Annotated in this window: 10 protein-coding genes and 1 pseudogene; 3 read left to right on the top strand and 8 right to left on the bottom strand. The window is 75.4% G+C overall.

Annotated features, from left to right (window positions below):
* Nucleotide 1: 1 nt before the first annotated feature.
* The gene (locus tag ACFYNX_RS11570; protein ID WP_388660322.1) at nucleotides 2–1,147 is read right to left on the bottom strand and encodes a type III polyketide synthase; all 1,146 of its coding nucleotides are present in this window, start codon (nucleotides 1,145–1,147) and stop codon (nucleotides 2–4) included.
* Between the two features lie 37 nt (nucleotides 1,148–1,184).
* Here ACFYNX_RS11570 and ACFYNX_RS11565 point away from each other — a divergent pair, with 37 nt between their 5' ends.
* Nucleotides 1,185–2,045, top strand: coding sequence for a UbiA family prenyltransferase (locus tag ACFYNX_RS11565; protein WP_388660320.1), 861 nt, complete (start codon nucleotides 1,185–1,187; stop codon nucleotides 2,043–2,045).
* Between the two features lie 70 nt (nucleotides 2,046–2,115).
* Here the strand turns inward: ACFYNX_RS11565 and ACFYNX_RS11560 are convergent, their stop codons facing one another.
* The 6 genes from ACFYNX_RS11560 to ACFYNX_RS11535 all read right to left on the bottom strand — a co-directional run bounded on the left by ACFYNX_RS11560 (nucleotide 2,116) and on the right by ACFYNX_RS11535 (nucleotide 7,916).
* Entirely contained in the window at nucleotides 2,116–3,105 is a 990-nt protein-coding gene (locus ACFYNX_RS11560) for an SDR family NAD(P)-dependent oxidoreductase (RefSeq protein WP_388660317.1), read from the bottom strand.
* 59 nt (nucleotides 3,106–3,164) lie between these two features.
* Nucleotides 3,165–3,761, bottom strand: coding sequence for a hypothetical protein (locus tag ACFYNX_RS11555; protein ID WP_388660314.1), 597 nt, complete (start codon nucleotides 3,759–3,761; stop codon nucleotides 3,165–3,167).
* 221 nt (nucleotides 3,762–3,982) lie between these two features.
* On the bottom strand, nucleotides 3,983–5,680 hold the full coding sequence (locus ACFYNX_RS11550) for an alkaline phosphatase D family protein (RefSeq protein WP_388660311.1): 1,698 nt from the start codon (nucleotides 5,678–5,680) through the stop codon (nucleotides 3,983–3,985).
* Nucleotides 5,681–5,832: 152 nt separating this feature from the next.
* Nucleotides 5,833–6,492, bottom strand: a complete 660-nt coding sequence (locus tag ACFYNX_RS11545) for a hypothetical protein (protein WP_388660308.1) — start codon at nucleotides 6,490–6,492, stop codon at nucleotides 5,833–5,835.
* 38 nt (nucleotides 6,493–6,530) lie between these two features.
* Nucleotides 6,531–7,451, bottom strand: coding sequence for a YihY/virulence factor BrkB family protein (locus tag ACFYNX_RS11540; protein WP_388660305.1), 921 nt, complete (start codon nucleotides 7,449–7,451; stop codon nucleotides 6,531–6,533).
* A 66-nt stretch (nucleotides 7,452–7,517) separates the two neighbouring features.
* A complete protein-coding gene (locus ACFYNX_RS11535) occupies nucleotides 7,518–7,916 on the bottom strand; it encodes a MarR family winged helix-turn-helix transcriptional regulator (protein ID WP_388661524.1) in 399 nt (132 codons plus the stop codon).
* Nucleotides 7,917–8,085: 169 nt separating this feature from the next.
* On the opposite strand from ACFYNX_RS11535, the gene ACFYNX_RS11530 reads away from it, so the two are divergent.
* Nucleotides 8,086–9,213 carry an NADH:flavin oxidoreductase gene (locus ACFYNX_RS11530; RefSeq protein WP_388660302.1) on the top strand — a complete coding sequence of 376 codons (1,128 nt, stop codon included), beginning with the start codon at nucleotides 8,086–8,088 and terminating at the stop codon, nucleotides 9,211–9,213.
* Between the two features lie 189 nt (nucleotides 9,214–9,402).
* On the opposite strand, the pseudogene ACFYNX_RS11525 reads toward ACFYNX_RS11530, so the two are convergent.
* Nucleotides 9,403–10,928 (bottom strand): annotated as a pseudogene (locus ACFYNX_RS11525) (hypothetical protein).
* Between the two features lie 211 nt (nucleotides 10,929–11,139).
* Between ACFYNX_RS11525 and ACFYNX_RS11520 the strand changes: the two are divergent.
* The gene (locus tag ACFYNX_RS11520) at nucleotides 11,140–18,633 is read left to right on the top strand and encodes an amino acid adenylation domain-containing protein (RefSeq protein WP_388660299.1); all 7,494 of its coding nucleotides are present in this window, start codon (nucleotides 11,140–11,142) and stop codon (nucleotides 18,631–18,633) included.
* The last annotated feature ends 2 nt before the right edge of the window (nucleotides 18,634–18,635 follow it).

Genomic DNA, 18,635 nt, shown 5'->3' with positions numbered 1-18,635 from the left:
CTCACCAGCGCAGCAGGACGAACTCGGAGCAGAACCCCGGCCCCATCGCCATCAGCAGCCCCCACGTACCGGGCTCGGGCCGTTCCGGTCCGCAGTGGCCCTGCAGGACGTGCAGCACGGAGACCGAGGACATGTTCCCCAGGGCCGCCAGTGAGCGCCGCGCGCTGTCCAGGGCGCCCTCGGGCAGGCCGAGGGCGTCGGTCACGGCGGACATCACCTTGGGGCCGCCCGGATGGCACACCCAGGTTCCGATGTCGTCGGTGGTGAGGCCGTGGTCCGCCAGGAAGGCACGCAGCGGCCCTCCGAGGTGGTCCCGTACGACACGGGGGATGCCCGCGTCGATCACGACGCGGAACCCTCCGGCGCCGATGTCCCAGCCCATGAGGTGCTCGGTCCCCGGATAGAGATGGCTGCGCGTGGCGACCACCGCCGGTCCGCCTCCCTCCCGTTCCGCGGTCGCGCCGCCGCGCACGACGACCGCCGCCGCGCCGTCGCCGAACAGGGCTCCGGCGACGAGGTTGGCGCGGGAGCCGTCGCGCCGCTGGAGCGTCAGCGAGCACAGTTCGACGGTGAGCAGCACGGCGGTGCCGCCCGGGTGCCCGCGCAGGTAGTCGTGCACCCGGGCGAGGCCGGCGGCGCCCGCCACGCATCCCAGGCCGAAGACCGGAAGCCGCTTGACGTCGGGCCGCAGCCCCAGGCGGCCGACCAGGCGGGCGTCGAGCGAAGGGGTGGCCACGCCGGTGACGGAGTTGCACACCAGCAGGTCGACGTCGGCGGGTTCGAGCCCCGCTTCCCGCAGCGCGCCGGTGACGGCCTCCTCGCCCAGGTCGAGACCGGCCGCGATCCAGGCGTCGTTGGACCGTCCGAAGTCGCCGAGGCCGGCGTACCGATCGATCGGCAGGGCCAGATGACGCGTGCGCACCCCGGTGGACCCGTGCAGGCGGTGCAGCAGGACGCGGTCGGCTCCCGGAGCCAGGCACAGGTCGCCGATCGGGCCGGTCAGGTCCTCCTGGGCGTAACGGTGCGGCGGCAGCGCGGTGTGGACGGCGGCGATCGTGGTCGCCGCGGCGGGCGCGGTCGGCCGGCGGGGGAGGGCGGAGGGGGAGGTGACGTCATCGGTGAGCACAGAGACACGCATGGCGGTCATGCCTACCTCGTTCCGGACACCTGATTACCTTGCGCATGTGTCTTTGCACCCGTCCGGGGTTTCTCCGCGTCCGCCGTTCCGCCTCCCGGTGCTGCTGCGCTCCTGCCATCTGGAGCCGGCGCTCGCCGTGACCGTGTTCGTGACCGCGCTGGCCGTGGCGGGGGGCCGGGGCGCGGCGGGGGCGACGCTGGTGGCCGGGGCGGTACTGGTCGGTCAGCTCTCGGTCGGCTGGTGCAACGACGCGGCCGACGCGCGGCGCGACACGGCCTGCGGGCGCCGCGACAAGCCGGTGGCCACGGGCGAGCTTCCCCCCGGGGCCGCGGCCGTCGCGGCCGGGGCGGCCCTGGGACTGTGCGTGCCGCTGTCGCTGCTGAGCGGGACGGCCGCGGGAGCGGTGCACCTGGGGGGCGTGGCGGCGGGCTGGGCCTACAACCTGGGACTCAAACGCACGGTGCTCTCACCGCTGCCCTACGCCGTGGGGTTCGGCTCGCTGCCCGCCTTCGTCACCCTCGGCCCGCCGTCGCAGTCCTGGCCCGCTTGGTGGGCCGTGACGGGGGCGGCGCTGCTGGGCACGGGGGCGCACGTGGTCAACGTCCTGCCGGACATCGAGGACGACCTCGCGACCGGGGTGACCGGGCTGCCGCAACGGCTCGGCCGTGCGGCCTGCCGGTGGACGGCACCGTTCGTGATGCTGGCGGCCGTGGGGGTGCTCGTCGCGGGACCGCCCGGAGCGGTGGGCGCCCCGGGCCGGGTACTGGCGGTGGTGGCCGGGGCGGTCGCGGTCGCGGGCACGGCGGTGCCGTCGGCGGCCGGCGGCCGATGGCCGTTCCGGGCGGCGATCGTGGTGGCGGGCACGGCCGTGACGCAGCTCCTGCTGACGGGCTCCGACATGGCCTGACCTCCGGGGGCCCCGGTCCTGCCCGGGAAGCGGGCCCGCGTGTCCGCAGGCGGAGGGCGGGCGCCGTCCGTCACCGTCGCCGGCCGAGGGCCCTCACCGCGATCGCGAGTGCCGCCAGGCCCGCGGTCGCCGTCAGGGCCCCGCCGACGAGGCGGTGGTCGTGCCGGCGCCATCCGTCGTCGACGGTGCCCGGCAGGGGATCGGGGACGAACACGGTGCCGTCGTGCGGGGGTGCAGGGGCGCCCCGTACGGCGAACGTGTTCACCACGGGACCGATGAGGCGGTCGTACAGGCCGGGCGCGAGACGGTCCACCCAGACGCCGACGCGCTGTGTTCGTCCGACGACGATCTCGCGCCGGGGACGGTCGACGGCGCGCACCACCGCGGCCACCACCCGTTCCGGGGACGTCACGGGCGGCAGCGGCCGGATCCGACGGCCGGTGTAGTTCGCGGCGTGACGGTGGATCGGCGTGTCGACCGCGCCCGGCAGAACGGTGCACACGGCGATGCCGGGGGTGTCGCGCAGTTCCTGGCGCAGCACCTCGGAGAAGCCGAGCAGGCCCCATTTCGCGGTGGCGTACGGTGCGACGTAGGGGGACGAGAGCCGTCCGTACAGGGAAGCGACGTTGATGAGCACCCCACGGCCCTGGGACCTGAACTGCGGCAGCACCGCCCGGGCCGCGTGGACCTGGCCGAACAGCGTGGTGTCCACGATCCGCCGGAACACGGGGCCGGGAGTGTCCTCGAACAGGCCGTAGCTCCACACGGCCGCGGCGTTCACCCAGGCGTCGATGCGCCCGAACCTTCCGACGGCGCGTCGGACCAGGGCCTGGACGGCCGCTTCGTCGCCGACGTCGGTCGGGACGACCAGCGCCCTCCCCCCTCGCCGCTCGCACTCCCGGGCGACCGCGGTGAGGGTCCGCTCGGTGCGGGCCGCCAGCACGACGTCGGCCCCGCGGGCGGCGAGGGCACACGCCACCCCGCGGCCGATGCCGCTGGACGCCCCGGTGACGACCACCACCGGCCGGACCGGCCGGTTCGATCCGGTCAGGTGCTTCACGTGTGTGATCGCTTTCCGTCCGACCCCTACGGGTGTGGTGGTCCGGACGCCGGCCGGAGTCAGTGCGACAGGTGGCGGCCGACGCCGGAAGGCAGGTGCGGGGAGAGGGACGCGGCGCGCTGCCACATGCCGTACACCTGTTCGGCGGGCCGCTGCTGCTCGCCGTGCAGCGCGTTGAGCATCACCAGGCACCCCGTGAGCGCCGGCACCGCCCACTGGGCACAGGCCAACTGACGCCGGGCCTTGTCCAGGTCGACGGGGTGCTTCCTCGCCTTCTCGGCGTCCTCCGGGTCGGAGGAGGAGGCCAGCTCGACCTTCTTGCCCAGTACGCGGGCGTAGGCGGTGGCGGCCAGGGCCGCCGCGGTGACGACGGTCTTCGCCGCGGTGGAGGCGGCGACGCCCTGCTGGGTGGCGACGCGGTGGGCGTTCACGACCAGCAGCCCTCCGCTGCCGAACAGGTGCGCCCCGATGGCGGCGGCACTGACCGGCGTCCACTTCGCCCAGCCGGCGGAGGCGATCCGGTCCGTGGCCACCTGTGTGCCGCCCTCGTCCACGGCCGCGCCGTTGAGGCCGACCGCGCCCATCAGCGAGCCGCCGAACCAGGCGGCCAGACCCACGTCGTGCAGGCTGCGAATCAGCGTGTGGCGTTCGGACATGATGGTGCTCCTTCTGAGCGGTGGGGGAGGCAGGACCGACGCGGACGTCGCACTCCACCCTCACCCGGCCCCGATCGCCCCGCCATCACAGTGGGCCGGACGGGTGCGCGCGGCAGGTCGGCCGTCGGGCAGGTCCGGGTCGCGCCGGACGCGCGGGGCGGCCTTGCTTCCCGGCCCGGGCGTCGATGGCGCGGCCGGGGGCGGGCCGCCCGACGCGGGCCTCAACTCCCGTCCGTCAGGCCCCGGTCGATGACGCCCGTGAGCCGCGCTCCCGCGCGGTCCGTCTCCCGGCGTCCCCGTTCTTCGGCACCCGCCGACGCCTTCTCCAGCCGCAGTCGCGCCGTCCGTCCGCGCAGGGTCAGCGTCATCAACTGGTTGCCGAACCACGGTCCGCCGCTGCGCTCCCAGCGGACCGACGGCCTCGCGATCCGTCCGTGGCGGGCCAGGAGGTGCCCGATCCCCCTGGCGAACCGGCTCCAGCCGAAACGGAATCCGGCCCGCATGGCCACGGGCACCGAGTTGTGCAGCGGTGAGCAGGTGAACTGGAAGACGCGGGAACGCGGCTGCTGCCCGGCGGCCCAGACGGGCTCCGCCACGTACCCGTGGTGCACGTCTCCCGAGAGCACGCACACCGTCGCCGGGGCGGCGTCGCCCCTCCCCACCTCGGCGACCGTCTCCGTCAGCTTCTCGAACGACGAGGCGAACGCCGCCCAGTGCTCCAGGTCCGCCCGCCGGCGCAGCCACTCGCCGAAGCGCGCCCAGCGCGGGCCGCGTTCGCCCCGGCAGAGCGCCGCGTGCCAGCCCTCCGCGAAGTGGACCATCGGGGGCAGCAGCCACGGGAGCGAGGTCCCGATCAGCAGGTGGTCGACGCCGCCCGGGTCGTCGAACGCCTGCTTCCGCAACCAGGTCTCCTCCTCGGCGTCCAGCATCGCCCGCCGCTGCTCCTCGAGCACCCGCGCGGCCCGGGTGTCGACCATCAGCAGCCGGGTGCGGCCGAAGTCCCTGCGGTAGCTCCAGCGCACCGCCGCCGGGTCGGCGTCGGCGCGTTCGGCGAACGCGCGCAGCACCTCCGCGCCGTCGTCGGCCGCCAGCACCGCCGCGTACAGCTCGTCCTCGGCGAGCTCGGCGGGGGAGAGGTTCCCGAGGTGCTGGTAGACCCAGTACGTCATCAGGCCGCCGGTGATCCGCTCGTGCCACCAGGGCGTCGCCCGCATGTCGGCCACCCAGGCGGCGCTGGTGTTCCAGTCGTCGATGACGTCGTGGTCGTCGAAGATCATGCAGGTGGGCACGGTCGACAGCAGCCAGCGCAGTTCGGGGTCGCCCCAGGACTCGTCGTAGAGGTGGGTGTACTCCTCGTAGTCGGCGACCTGGTCCGGCGGGGCGGCGGAGCCGGTGCCGGCGGCCCGCCGGTGCCGGGCGATCCAGGTGCGCGTGTCGGCGGACGTCTCGTCCGCGTACACCTGGTCGCCGAGGAGCAGGAGGACGTCCGGGCGTTCGGCCTCCGGGTCGGCGGCGAGCCGGGCGGAGAGGGTGTCGAGGACGTCGGGGCCCACCGGATCGTGCTCGTCCACGGCGGGCGCCGCCCACCGGCACGAACCGAAGGCGACCACCGCGCCCGTCGCCGGGACCGGGGGCGTGCGGATGGTGCTGGGCGGCCGGGGCGAGTCGGCGAGGGGCCAGACCCGCTCGCCGTCGAGCAGCACCTCGTACGCCGTGGTGGAACCGGGGGCGAGCCCGGTCACCACCACGAGCGCGTAGTGGTGGCCGGCGACGCGGAACGTCGGGGCCGAACCACCGGCGCCGCCCGCGCACCGGACCTCCGCCGTGCACGCCCGGTCGGTCTCGACCCACACCGTCGCGCTCGTGCCCGTCTCCCAGTCCACGTGCCGCAGGAGCGGTCCCAGCCTCAGGCCGGCCATCGCGAGTTCCCCCTTCCGGCGCTCCGCACGGTACGGAGCGACCGTCTCCGTACGGTACTGAACGACGGGGAGACGGCGCCGTCGTACCGCCCGTACCCCCGCACTCGCCGCCGAACCGGCGCCCGCAGAGGCGATGGTCCGGGGCCGGGCTCCTAGCGGGCCGCGTTCAGCAGGGGCCCGTGGACCGGGCAGGACGGGAGCAGGGACGGGGCCGGGACCCGGTAGCGGACGCGGTCGCGCAGCCGGCCCGTCCACGGGTCCGCCGGGGAGGCGCGCCGGATGAGCAGGTGACGGCTGCTGCCGTGCGCGAGGTGGGTGCGGTACTCGTGCACCAGCGGGTCCTCCGGGCCGAGGAAGTCCCTCACCTGGTCCTCCACCAGGCAGAACGGACAGTGGGCACCCGGCGGCAGGTGGAACTGGCGGCCCTCCGGCCGGGCGCCGTCACCGAAGGCGGTGAGGACCAGGGCGCCCCGGGGCGACACGCAGACGCCCATGACCTGGGGCCCCGGGGCCCCGGCCACCGCCCGTACGAGGTCGCGGAAACGAGGGGTGTCCACGCGCTCGATCCGGGCCGCCGCGGCGCGGACCGCCGCGAACGCGCTCGCCACGGCGGCGAGCAGGGAGACCCCCGCGACCACCGGTACCGCCCAGGACGGGCCGGTCACCCGGAGGGTCCAGAGCAGGCCCGCGTTCAGCAGGGTCATGGAGAGCGCCGCCGTGCCGAACCCGACGCCGCTCCTGCGCACGACGCGGTACGAGAACGCCAGGAAGGCGCCCACCAGGACCGGCATGATCCAGTCGGGCGCCGTCATCCGCATAAGCCGTCGTGCCGCATCCAACTACCCTTCCACTATGGGTTGTTCGGTAGCAGCGTCTCTCGCGGGGTGTCGCGCTGTCGACCCTCCGCGCGGGCGAGCACCGCGTTGAACTGCGCTCCCGCGAGCAGGGCGAGGTTGGTGAACCACAGCCAGACGAGGAAGACGACGATCCCCGCCAGCGATCCGTAGAGGCGGTTGTAGGTCCCGAACTGGGTGTAGAGGGTGAAGGCGACCGAGGCGCCGAGCCACAGGAGCGCGGCCAGGACGCCGCCCGAGAACCCCCGGCGCCTTCCGCGGGCCTGGGCGGGGCCGCTGCGGTAGAGGATGAGGACGAGGGCCGTGACGATCGTCAGGAGCACCGGCCATCGCAGGGCGGCCACGACGTCCGTGTCCGGGTGGCCGGCGGCCGCCGCGAGACGGCGGGCCACGGGGCCGGTCGCGACGAGGCTCGCGGCGCCCGCGACGAGCAGGGCGAGCAGCGCGGCGGCGGTGAGGACGAGGACGTGCGCCGCGCGCAGGGGCGGCCGGATGTCGGGCATCCGGTACATGGTGTGCAGGGCGCGGCGGAAGACCGCCAGGTAGCTGGAGGCCGACCACAGGGCGCTCAGGATCCCGCTGACGAGCAGGGGCCACAGGGAGGAGGGTGTCGAGGTGAGGCCCTCCAGTGCCTCGCGGAGCACCTGGGCCGACTGGGGAGGGGCGTAGGAGGTGAGGTCGAGGATCAGACGCTCGCGGGTGTCGCCCCCGGCCAGCCCCACCAGGGAGACCGAGACGAGCAGGGCGGGCACGAGGGCCAGCACCGCGTAGTACGTGAGGGCCGCCGCGTAGTCGGCGATGTTGTCGTGCCAGAGGCGCACGGCGGTGTCGCGCAGGGCCGAGGGCACCGTCTTCAGTGACTCGGCGGCACGAGGGCCCGGGGTGCTCCGGCGCGTCCGGAGGGTGTTCGCTGCCACGGTGTCCTCCTGCCCTGCGTCACCGTTCTCATCCTGTCCCGGGGACGCGGGTGCGAGCCGTCCCGGTCAGTCGGCGGGCCCGGCGCCGAAGACCCGCTCCAGCAGGTCGTACAGGCGGTCCCTGTCCTGGTCGCCGAGCCTGTCCAGGCCGTCCCGGGTGGTGCGCATCCTCGCGCGGATCGCGTCGGTGACCCGCTCGCCCTCGGCGGTGAGGACGGCGTTCTTGACGCGCCGGTCGGACGGGTCGGGCTCGCGGCGCACGAGGCCGCGCTTCTCCAGGCGGTCGATGATCCCGGTGATGTTGGAGGCGTCGCAGGTCATGGTCTCGGCCAGGGCGCGCATCGCGGCCGGCCCCCGGCGCAGCGCGGTCAGCGCCTTGCCCTGGCTCGCCGTGAGGTTCTCGCTCGCCGCCGCGAGGGTGAAGTCGCCGTAGTAGACGCCGAGCGACACCGAGAGCAGTTCCATGAGCCGGGCGGTGCCGGCGCCGGGCGCCTGCGCGCGGGGGACTTCTGCCATGGCGCCACCCTATCCGGAGAAACTTGACTATCTCAAATATCGGGTTCTACCGTCCCTCTGTTGCATGAGGTTATCAACCATCGAACTTGTCAAGCAGTAGCCATTGAGGAGCGTTCCCGTGACCGTCACCGCGTCCCCCGCCTCCCGCGCGGCCGAGATCCTGTCCCGGCCCGTCGCGCTGAACGGCCTGACCGTTCCGAACCGCATCGCGATGGCGCCGATGACCCGCATGTTCTCTCCCGGCGGCGTCCCCGGCGAGGACGTGCGGTCGTACTACGCCCGCCGCGCCGCCGCCGGCGTGGGCCTGATCGTCACCGAGGGGACCTACGTCGGCCACGCGTCGGCCGGGCAGAGCGACCGCGTGCCGCGGTTCCACGGCGAGGAGCAGTTGGCCGGATGGGCGAAGGTCGCCGAGGACGTGCACGCGGCGGGCGGCACGATCGTGCCGCAGCTCTGGCACATCGGCATGGTGCGCGAGCAGGGGCAGGCGCCCTACCCCGACGCCCCCGCCGTGGGCCCCTCCGGGGTCCGCGTCGACGGCACCGAGGGCGCGGGCCGGGCGATGACCCGGAGCGACCTGGACGACGTCGTCGGCGCCTTCGCCGAGGCCGCCGCGGCCGCCGAGCGCATCGGATTCGACGGCGTCGAACTGCACGGCGCCCACGGCTACCTCGTCGACCAGTTCCTGTGGGAGCGGACGAACCGCCGTACCGACGCCTACGGCGGCGACCCCGTGTCCCGTACGAGGTTCGCGGCCGAGATCGTGGCCGCGGTCCGCGCCGCCGTCTCGCCCGGCTTCCCGGTGATCTTCCGCTACTCCCAGTGGAAGCAGGAGGCCTACGACGCGCGCCTCGCCGAGACCCCGCAGGAGCTGGAGGCGATCCTGGCCCCGCTGGCCTCGGCCGGGGTCGACGCCTTCCACGCCTCCACCCGCCGCTACTGGCTCCCGGAGTTCGAGGGCTCGGACCTGAACCTGGCCGGCTGGACCAAGAAGCTCACCGGCCGGCCCACGATCACCGTCGGCTCGGTCGGCCTCGACGGCGACTTCATCCACGCCTTCGCGGGCAGGGGCGCCGAACTCGGCAACCTCGACAACCTCCTCGACCGCCTGGAGCGCGACGAGTTCGACCTCGTCGCCGTCGGCCGCGCCCTGCTCCAGGACCCGCAGTGGGCCGCCAAGGTCCTGGCCGGGAGGACCGACGAACTGAAGCCGTACGACGCGGCCGCGCTGAAGACGCTGAGCTGAAGCCGGGACGCCGAGCCGAAACGTGTCGGCTCGGGCCGGTGCCTCCCCTGGCGGGGCGGGGCGGGGCGGCGGCGGCCGGCGTTCCTTTCCCCGCTCGGCGGGCGACGGCGGGGGAGCCGGAAGCGGTCCGGCGGCGGGTGGGACCGTGGGCGGGGGGCCGGACCACCGGCGCCGACGGGCCGAGTGCCGTCAGGACGGTCCCGACCGGCGCACCAGGTCCGCCATCACGGCGGGCGGCAGCGACGGGTCGGCGGCCGCGGCCTCTCCCACCTGCGGGTCGGCGTCGGTGAGCAGGTCCGCGACGACGTGCGGGGGAAGGGCCGGGTGGCCGGCGGCCAGGGGCCGTGCCCGCGGGTCCGTCAGGCAGTCGCGCAGCGCCGCGCCCGTGGCGTTGCGGTGCCGGGCGATCGCGCGCAACGCCTTCCGTGCGGGGGGTTCGTGCCGGGACAGGTCCTCCAGCAGCGCCGGGGGCGCGTCCGGATCGGCCGCCACCTCGGCGACGACACGGACTCCGTGCCGGTCGGCCGGGGAACGCGGACGGGCTTCGGAGAGGCCCGGGTGCGAGGCGACGGACGTCAGCACCTTCGCGTCGGGGCCGGCGGCGAGCGCGTCGCGGACGCCCGCCGGCAGATCGCGCCGCCGGGCCACGAGCATCCGTACGGCCGGGTCCTTCGACCGGGCGAGCTCCACCACTTCGGCCGGACCGGCGGTGGCGACGCGCGGCGGCGGGGCGACGCCGAGCCCGGTCGTGGCCGCCGGGCGGACGAGCACGTCGAGCGGGACGCGCGGGTCGTGGGCGAGCCCGCGCCGCACCTAGTGGTCGCGGTCGTCCGCCGAGGCGCGCATCAGGGCCGTGTCGATCGCGGGGTTCCCGGCGAGGTCGGCGCGTATGCCGGGGACGGGGTCCACGGCGAGCCGCCCGTACACCTCCGCGGGCAGGTCGGGCCGGGCGGCGAGTGACCGGCGCAGCGGGACGGAAGGAGGGTCGGCGAAGCGGACGACCGCACAGGCGGGGGTGGCCGGGTTCCTCAGGGCCGTCTCTCGGATCCCGTGCGCGGTGGACCGGTGGGAGCCGTCGCACGAGGCGCCGGGCAGGAGGTCGCGGTCGGGCCGCGGACACCGCGGCCCGTGGACGAACGGTGTCTCCTCGCGCTCGCAGACCGGGCACCACCGTGCGGGAGGCAGACCCTCGCCGATGAGCAGCGCCGCCGGCACGGCGGGCGGCGTCCTCTCGTCGGCCGCCACGGCTCGACGGACCTCGGCGTGCGGATGCGCCGCGAGCTCGGCGGCGACCGACGGCGGGGCCCACGAGGCGAGTTCGGCCACGACCCGTACGTCCGCGTCGGCGGCGAGCGTCCCCACCACCTCCGGGGGAGGCCGGGACAGGAGGCGAGCTTCTCCCGCCGCTCGGCCAGGGGGTCCGTCACGAGGAGGAACGCCCACTCCGGGTCGCCGACGCCCTCGTCGAGCAGGGCCGGGGCGGCGTCCGGCCGTACGTGGGGATCGACGTCGGCCGCGGTCGGGTGGCCCGCGTACGCGAGTCGTACGGCGCTCTCCTCGACGCGCGAGACCGGCGCGTTCGCCCGGGCACGGCCGGGGTCCGTACGGCCGGCGAGGCCCGCGGCGACGTCGTCGTCCGCGACCGCGACCAGCCGGTCGAGGAGCTCGGGCGGGAGAGCGGCATTCGTGGCCGGCCCGTACAGGAGGTGGTTCATACGGGGCATCCTGCCGGGGCCGGGACCGGGAGGCCCGTGGTTTTCGGCGCCCCGGGCGGTGTTCGGCGTGGGGCGCGAAACCGTGTCACGGCTCGGGGGGACCGGCAGGTCGGGACTGTCTACGGAATACGGCGCGCACCTAGCGTGGCATTCGCCCAGTCGGGAAAAGGTGCCGCGCGTCAGAAAAGGCGTGACGGTCGAGGGAGTTGTCTTGGCCACCCACGTTCCGGTCGTCCCGGTCGTTCCGGGAGAACCGTCCACCGCGTCGTCCGCACAGTCGTCCACCGCGTCGTCCGCGGAGCCGTCCGTCGCCGTTTTCCGGGCCTCCCGGGCGCAGCAGCGCATGTATTTCCTCCAGGAGATGGAGGGGAACAGGCCCACCTATCACATGCCGGTCTTCTGCGCGTTCGACGCCGACGCGGACGTGGACCCGGACCTCCTGCGCGCCTGCGTCCACCGGCTCGTCGACCGGCACGAGGCACTGCGCACCCGGTTCGTGCTGGCGGACGGCGAGCTGACGCAGTGCGTCGACGCCTCCGCGCGGCTCGACTGGGCGGTGGAGACGGCCGGCGGCGACGGCGACGGGGCCGTGCGGCACTGGATGGAGACCCAGTACCGCAGGCCCTTCGACCTCGCGGCGGGACCGCTGTTCCGGGCCGCCCTGCTGCGCCGCCCGGAAGGCGCCGTACTGGCACTCGGAATGCACCACATCGTCGGTGACGGATGGTCCGCGGGAATCCTTCTGCGGGAAATCCTGGAGGACTACGCCGCCGAAACGGACGGGCGTGGGATTCCGGTCCGGATCGGCGAGCCGGAATTCCAGTACGCCGACTTCTCCGAATGGCAGGAGGAATGGCTGCGCGGCCCCGCCGCCGAGCGCCAGCTCGCCCACTGGGCGGAACGGCTGGGCGGCGAACTGCCCTCCTCCGCGATCCCCGCCGACCACCGGCCGACGGCCGCGCCCGGCCCCGGGGCCCCCGCGCCCCGCGCCGCCGCCACGCACGAGGTCCCGCTCCCCGACGCCCTGCTCGAACGGGTCGACCGCGTCTGCCGGGACACCGGCGGCACCCGCTTCATGACGCTGCTCGCCGCCCTCCAGGTCGTGCTCGGCCGCTGGTCCGGCAGCGAGGACGTCCTCGTCGGCACCCCCGTCGCCAACCGCAACCGCAAGGAGTTCGCGGACACGGTCGGTCTGTTCGTCAACACCCTCGTGATCCGCTCGGACCTCACCGCGGACCCCCGCTTCCTCGACCACGTGACCGCCGTGCGGGACACCGTCGCGGACGCCCAGGACCACCAGGACCTGCCCTTCGAGCGGATCGTCGAACACCTCAACCCCGGACGCGCCACGGAGCGCGCCCCGTTCTTCGACGTGCTCTTCGGCCTCCACGACGAGGACGACACCACGGCCGGACTGCCCGGCCCCCGCGTCCGCCTGCTCGAAGGGCCCTCCGACACCGCCAAGTTCGACCTGAGCTTCGACGTCGTGGGGTCGGGCGGCGGCCTGCGCCTGCGGCTCGAATACCGGGCCGACCTCTACGAGGCCGCCACGATCGAACGGTTCGCCGGGCACTACCTGCGGCTCCTGGACGCCGCCGTCACCGAACCGCACCTGCCGCTGTCCGCGCTCCCGATGCTCGCCGACGACGAAGACCTGCCCCTGACCTCCCCGCTGCCCGCCGCTGCCGCGCGGACCTCCGGGCGCTGCGCCCACGAACTCTTCGCCGAGCACGCCGCCCGCACGCCCGGAGCCGTGGCGGTGACCGACGGCGCACGCCGTCTGCGCTACGCCGACCTCGACCGCCGCGCCAACCGGGTGGCCCACCGCCTGCGCGCCCTCGGCGTCCGCCCCGGCACCCTCGTCGGCCTGTGCGTCCCCCGGTCCGCCGAACTCGTCGTCGGACTCCTCGGCATCCTCAAGGCGGGCGGCGCCTACCTGCCCCTCGACCCCGACAACCCGCCGGAGCGACTGCGCCACATCGTCGGCGACGCCGGCCTCGGGCACGTCGTCGGCACCACCGGCACCCGCCCGCTGTGGGACGCCCCCGGCCTGCGTACCGTCGACCTGGAGGCCGACGCGGCCGAACTGGACCGGCTGCCCGCGACCGCCCCCGACAGCGGGGTCACCCCCGACGACCTCGCCTACGCCATCTACACCTCCGGCTCCACGGGACACCCCAAGGGCACCCTGGTGCCGCACCGCAACATCACCCGGCTGTTCTCCGCCACGGACCACTGGTTCGGCTTCGGCGCCGACGACGTGTGGACCCTCTTCCACTCCATCGCCTTCGACTTCTCCGTCTGGGAGCTGTGGGGCGCCCTGGCGCACGGCGGCCGGCTCGTCGTCGTGCCGTACGCCACCAGCCGCTCCCCGGAGGAGTTCCGCCGGCTGCTGAGCGAGGAGCGGGTGACCGTCCTCAACCAGACGCCGTCCGCCTTCCACCAGCTCGACCGCGTCGACGCGGACGCCCCCCGGGAGGACCGGCTCGCGCTGCGGCAGGTCGTGTTCGGCGGCGAGGCGCTGGACGTCGGCGCCCTGCGCGGCTGGTTCCGGCGCCACGGCGACACCGCGCCCCGCCTGGTGAACATGTACGGCATCACCGAGACCACCGTGCACGTCACCTACCGCCCCCTGACCGCCTGCGACGCCGAGGAGGGACGCGGCAGCGTCATCGGCGTGCCCATCCCCGACCTGCGCCTCCACCTCCTGGACGGGCGGGGCAGGGCGGTGCCGCGCGGCGCCGTGGGCGAACTGTACGTCGCCGGGGCGGGCCTCGCCCTGGGCTACCTCGACCGCCCCCGGCTGACCGCCGAACGCTTCCCCACCGCCGCCTCGGGGGAGCGGCTGTACCGCACCGGAGACCTCGCCCGGCTCCGCGCGGACGGCGAACTGGAGTACCTGGGACGGATCGACGACCAGGTCAAACTGCGCGGCTTCCGCATCGAGCTCGGCGAGATCGAGGCGGCCCTCACCGCCCACGCCGGGGTCGCCGCCGCCGTCGCCCGCGTCGCCCCGGACGCCACCGGCAGCCCGGTCCTGACCGCGTACGTCGTACCGGCCCCCCACGCCGGGCCCGACGGCGCCGACCCGCTCGGCGTCGACGCGCTGCGCGCCCACCTCGCCGAACGGCTGCCCGGCTACATGATCCCCGGCGCCTTCCTCACCCTCCCCGCCCTCCCGCTCACCGCCAACGGCAAGGCCGACCGGCGCGCCCTGCCGGCACCGGGCAGCGCGGCGGCGGTCGCCCTCGGCCCCACCGGAGCGCACGAACCGGTGAGCGGACCGGTCGAGACGGCCCTCGCCGAGATCTGGCGCGAGGTCCTCGGACACGAACGGATCGGCGCGCTCGACAACTACTTCGCCCTCGGCGGCGACTCCATCCGCTCGCTCCGCGTGCTCGCCCTGGCCCGCGACCGCGGACTGCGCTTCGCCGTGGCCGACCTGATGCGGCACCAGACCGTCCGCGGGCTCGCCGGAGCCGTCGCCGCGGCCCCGGACGCACCGGCCGACGCGGTGCCCTACCGGCCCTTCTCGCTGCTGAGCGACGCGGACCGGGCCGCCCTGCCCCCGGGTCTCGAGGACGCCTACCCGATGACCCGGCTCCAGGCCGGGATGCTCTTCCACAGCGACCTGCCCGCGGGCACCGGCCGCGTCTACCACAACGTCGGCTCGTACCACGTCGAGGCGCCCTGGTCCGAGGACGCCTGGCGGCGCACGGTCGCCGAGGCCGGCGCCCGCCACGAGATGCTGCGCACCTCCTTCGACCCCCACGGCTTCGGCGAGCCCCTCCAGCTCGTCCACCCCGACGCCCGCCCCCGCATCACCTTCGAGGACCTGCGCGGCCTGGACGCGCCCGCGCGGGAGGCGGCCGTCGCCGCCCACTACGAGGCCGAACGCGCCCGCCCGTTCGCCTGGGACGAGGCACCGCTCGTCCGCTTCCACGTGCAGCGCCGCACCGACACGACCTTCCAGCTCTTCGTCGCCGAGCACCACGCCGTCATGGACGGCTGGAGCGAGCGCTCCCTGCTCACCGAACTCGCCTCCCGCTACGCCGGGCTCTGCACGGCGGGGGAGACCGCGGACGGTGTCGGGGAGGCCGCCGAGGAGAGTGCCGGGGACGCCCCCGCGCCACCGGCCCCCGCCCCGCGCTCCCGCTTCGCGTCCTTCGTCGCCCTGGAGCGCGACGCGCTCGCCGACCCCGCCCAGCGCGCCTTCTGGGACGAGGTCACCGAGGACGCCCCCCTGACCCGCCTGCCGCGCAGCGCCACCACCGGCGGAGCCCCCCGGACGACCTGGTACCGCGCACCGCTGCCCGACGGACTCCACGAGCGGCTCTCCGCGCTCGCCGCCGGACTCGGCGTGCCGCTGCGCACCGTCCTGCTCGCCGCCCACGCGCGGGTCATGGCCCTGATGGGCGGCGGCGACGAGATCACCACCGGCGTCGTGGTCAACGGACGTACGGAGGAGACCGACGGCGACAAGGTCGTCGGCGCCTTCCTCAACACCCTGCCCTTCCGCCTCGCCCTCGCCCCGGAGAGCTGGCGCGACCTCGTGCGCCGCGTCGCCGACCAGGACCTGCGCGTGCACGAGCACCGGCGCTATCCGCTCGCGGAGATCGTGCGCCGCAACGGCGGGACGACCCCCTTCGAGACCTTCTTCAACTACACCCACTTCCACGTCGAGCGGGACGGGCCGCCCGCCGGGACGTTCACCGTCCTGGAGGAGACCGGGGAGGCCGCCACGGACGTCGCGTTCGGCGCGGAGTTCTCCCGCACCCCCGACGGGCGCGTCCTCGAACTGGGCCTGCGCTACGACGAGGCGCGGTTCACCGCCGAGCGGACGGCCGCGCTGCACGCCACCTACGCGGCGGCCCTGCGGGCGCTGGCCGACACCCCCGAGGAGGACTGCCACGCGGCCGACCTGGTCCCGCCGCGGGACCGCCGCCGGCACGCCGAGTGGAACGCCACCGAACGGCACTACGACGCCCCGCACACGCTGACCGGGCTGATCGACCGGCAGGTCCGGCGGACGCCCGACGCACCGGCCCTCCGCTTCGAGGGCGCCGCGCTCGGCTACCGGCAGCTCGACGAGGCCGCCGAGCGCCTCGCCGCGCGGCTGCGGGCCCTCGGCGCCCGGCCCGGCACCTTCGTGGGCCTGCTGATGGACCGCTCCCTCGCGCTGCCGGTCGCGCTGCTCGCGGTGCTCAAGTCCGGTGCCGCGTACGTGCCGCTGGACCCCGAGCACCCCGAGGCGCGCGTCCGGGCGCTGCTCGCGCAGGCCGGCGTCGGCCTGGTCGTCGCGGACGGCCACCGCGCGGAAGCACTGCGGGCGGGCGGCCCCACCGACGCCCCGGCGGTGACCGTCGTCGTCCCGGACGAGCCGTGGAGCGACCCGGAACCCGGGGCCGCGGCAGGTCCGTCCGTCCCCACGACCGCGGCAGGTCCGGACGTCCCCACGACCGCAGCCGGTCCGTCCGTCCCCACGACCGCCGCCGGTCCGGACGACCCCGCCTACATGATCTTCACCTCGGGTTCGACGGGCACGCCGAAGGGCGTGGTGGTCTCCCACCGCGCCATCGCCAACCGCCTGCTGTGGATGCAGGAGGCCTACGGGCTCACCCCCGGCGAACGCGTCCTCCAGAAGACGCCCCACACCTTCGACGTGTCGGTGTGGGAGTTCTTCTGGCCCCTGTTCACCGGCGCCGTGCTCGTCCTCGCCCGCCCCGGCGGCCAGCGCGACCCCGCCTACCTGGCCGGCCTCGTCGCGGACGAGGGCGTCAGCACCGTGCACTTCGTGCCGTCGATGCTCGACGTCTTCCTCGACGACCCGCTCGCGGTCCGCCGCGCCGCCGGCCTCACCCGCGTCCTGTGCAGCGGCGAGGCCCTGCCCCCCGAGCTGCGGACCCGCTTCCTCGACCTGCTCCCGCACGTCGAGCTGCACAACCTGTACGGCCCCACGGAGGCCGCCGTCGACGTCACCGCGTGGCGCTGCCTGCCCGACGCCGGGACCACCGTGCCGATCGGCCGGCCCATCGCCAACATGCGCACCCACGTGCTGGACGCACACCTCCGCGAGGTGCCCACGGGCGTCACCGGCGAGCTGTTCCTCGAAGGCGTCGGACTGGCCCTCGGCTACCACGGGCGCCCGGACCTGACCGCCGAACGGTTCCCGGAGCACACCGGCCCCGACGGCGTCACCCGGCGCCTCTACCGCACCGGCGACCTCGCCCGGTACCGGGCGGACGGCGCCCTGGAGTACGCCGGGCGCACCGACCACCAGATGAAGATCCGGGGCTTCCGCGTCGAACCCGGCGAGATCGAGGCCGTCCTCGCCGAGCACCCCTCGGTCCGCGCCTGCGCCGTCCTCCTCCACGGCGAACGCCTCACCGGCTACGTGGTCGCCACCGGCGGCGCCGCGGCGGACGGGGCCGCGACCGGGGCGGAGCTCGACGCGTACGCCCGCACCCGCCTCCCGGCCCACATGGTCCCCTCGGCGTGGGTGCTCCTCGACGCGCTGCCCCTGACCCGCAACGGCAAGCTCGACCGGGCGGCCCTGCCCGCCCCGGACCCGGCGCACACCGCCCGCCGCGCCCCGTCCCGACCGCCCCGCGGCACCGTCGAGACCCGGCTCGCCCGGTTGTGGGAACAGGTCCTCGGCACCGGACCGGTCGGCGCTGACGACGACTTCTTCGCCGCCGGCGGCCACTCGATCGACGCCCTGCGCCTCATCGGCCGGATCAACGCCGCCTTCGGCGAACGCCTGTCGGTGGCCACCGTGATGGAGCACCCCACCGTGGCCCGGCAGGCGCGGGCCCTGCGCGCCCGCCGCCCGGACGGCCGTGCGGACACGGTCGTGCGCATCCGGCCGGACGGCGACCTGCCCCCGCTCTTCCTCGTCCACCCCGTCGGCGGCAACGTCCTGTGCTACCGCCCCCTCGCGGCGGCCCTGCGACCGGGACGGCCGGTGTACGGCCTGGCGGCGCCCGGCCTGACGGCCGCGACCCCGGACGACACCGGGCACGCCGGCGTACCGGAACTCGCCGCCGCCCACGTCGCCGCCCTGCGCACCGTCCGGCCCCACGGCCCGTACCACCTGGCCGGCTGGTCCCTCGGCGGACTGCTCGCCTACGAGATGGCCCACCAGCTCCGCGCCGACGGCGAGGAGGTGGCGACCCTCGCCCTGCTCGACACCGCGTATCCCGGAACCACGGACGTGCCCGCCGACGGGACCGCGCTCCTCGAATGGTTCCACGACGACCTCGCCCGGTCCGCGGGCTCCGACCCCGACGACGCCGCACGGGCCGCCCTGCGCGCCGCCCTGGAGACGGCCGCCGACACCCCCGCCCGGCTGCGGGCCGTCGCCGCGGCCCTCGCGGCCGACGGCCGCGCACCGGCCCTCGACGCGGACCAACTGGCACGCCACCACGCCGTCTTCCGCACCGGACTGCTGGCCGCCGCCCGCTACCGGCCGCCCGTGGCGACCGGCCCCGTCCACTTCCACGCGAGCACGACCGGCACCGCGCCGCACTCCGCCGACCGGTGGGCCGAACGGGCACCGGACGGTCTCGTACGGCACGACAGCGACGCCGACCACTACGCCCTGGTCCGGCCTCCGCACGTGCGGGCCGTCGCCGCGGCCCTCGACGCGGCCCTCGATACGGCCCTCGACCCGGCCGCCCGGCCGGCCGGACACCGCGCCCGGTGACC

Origin of the sequence: Streptomyces sp. NPDC007872 (assembly GCF_042868165.1) — a bacterium.
Lineage (GTDB): Bacteria > Actinomycetota > Actinomycetes > Streptomycetales > Streptomycetaceae > Streptomyces.
Note: the sequence above shows the minus strand (reverse complement) of the source record. Positions and strands in the feature narration are given on the sequence as shown.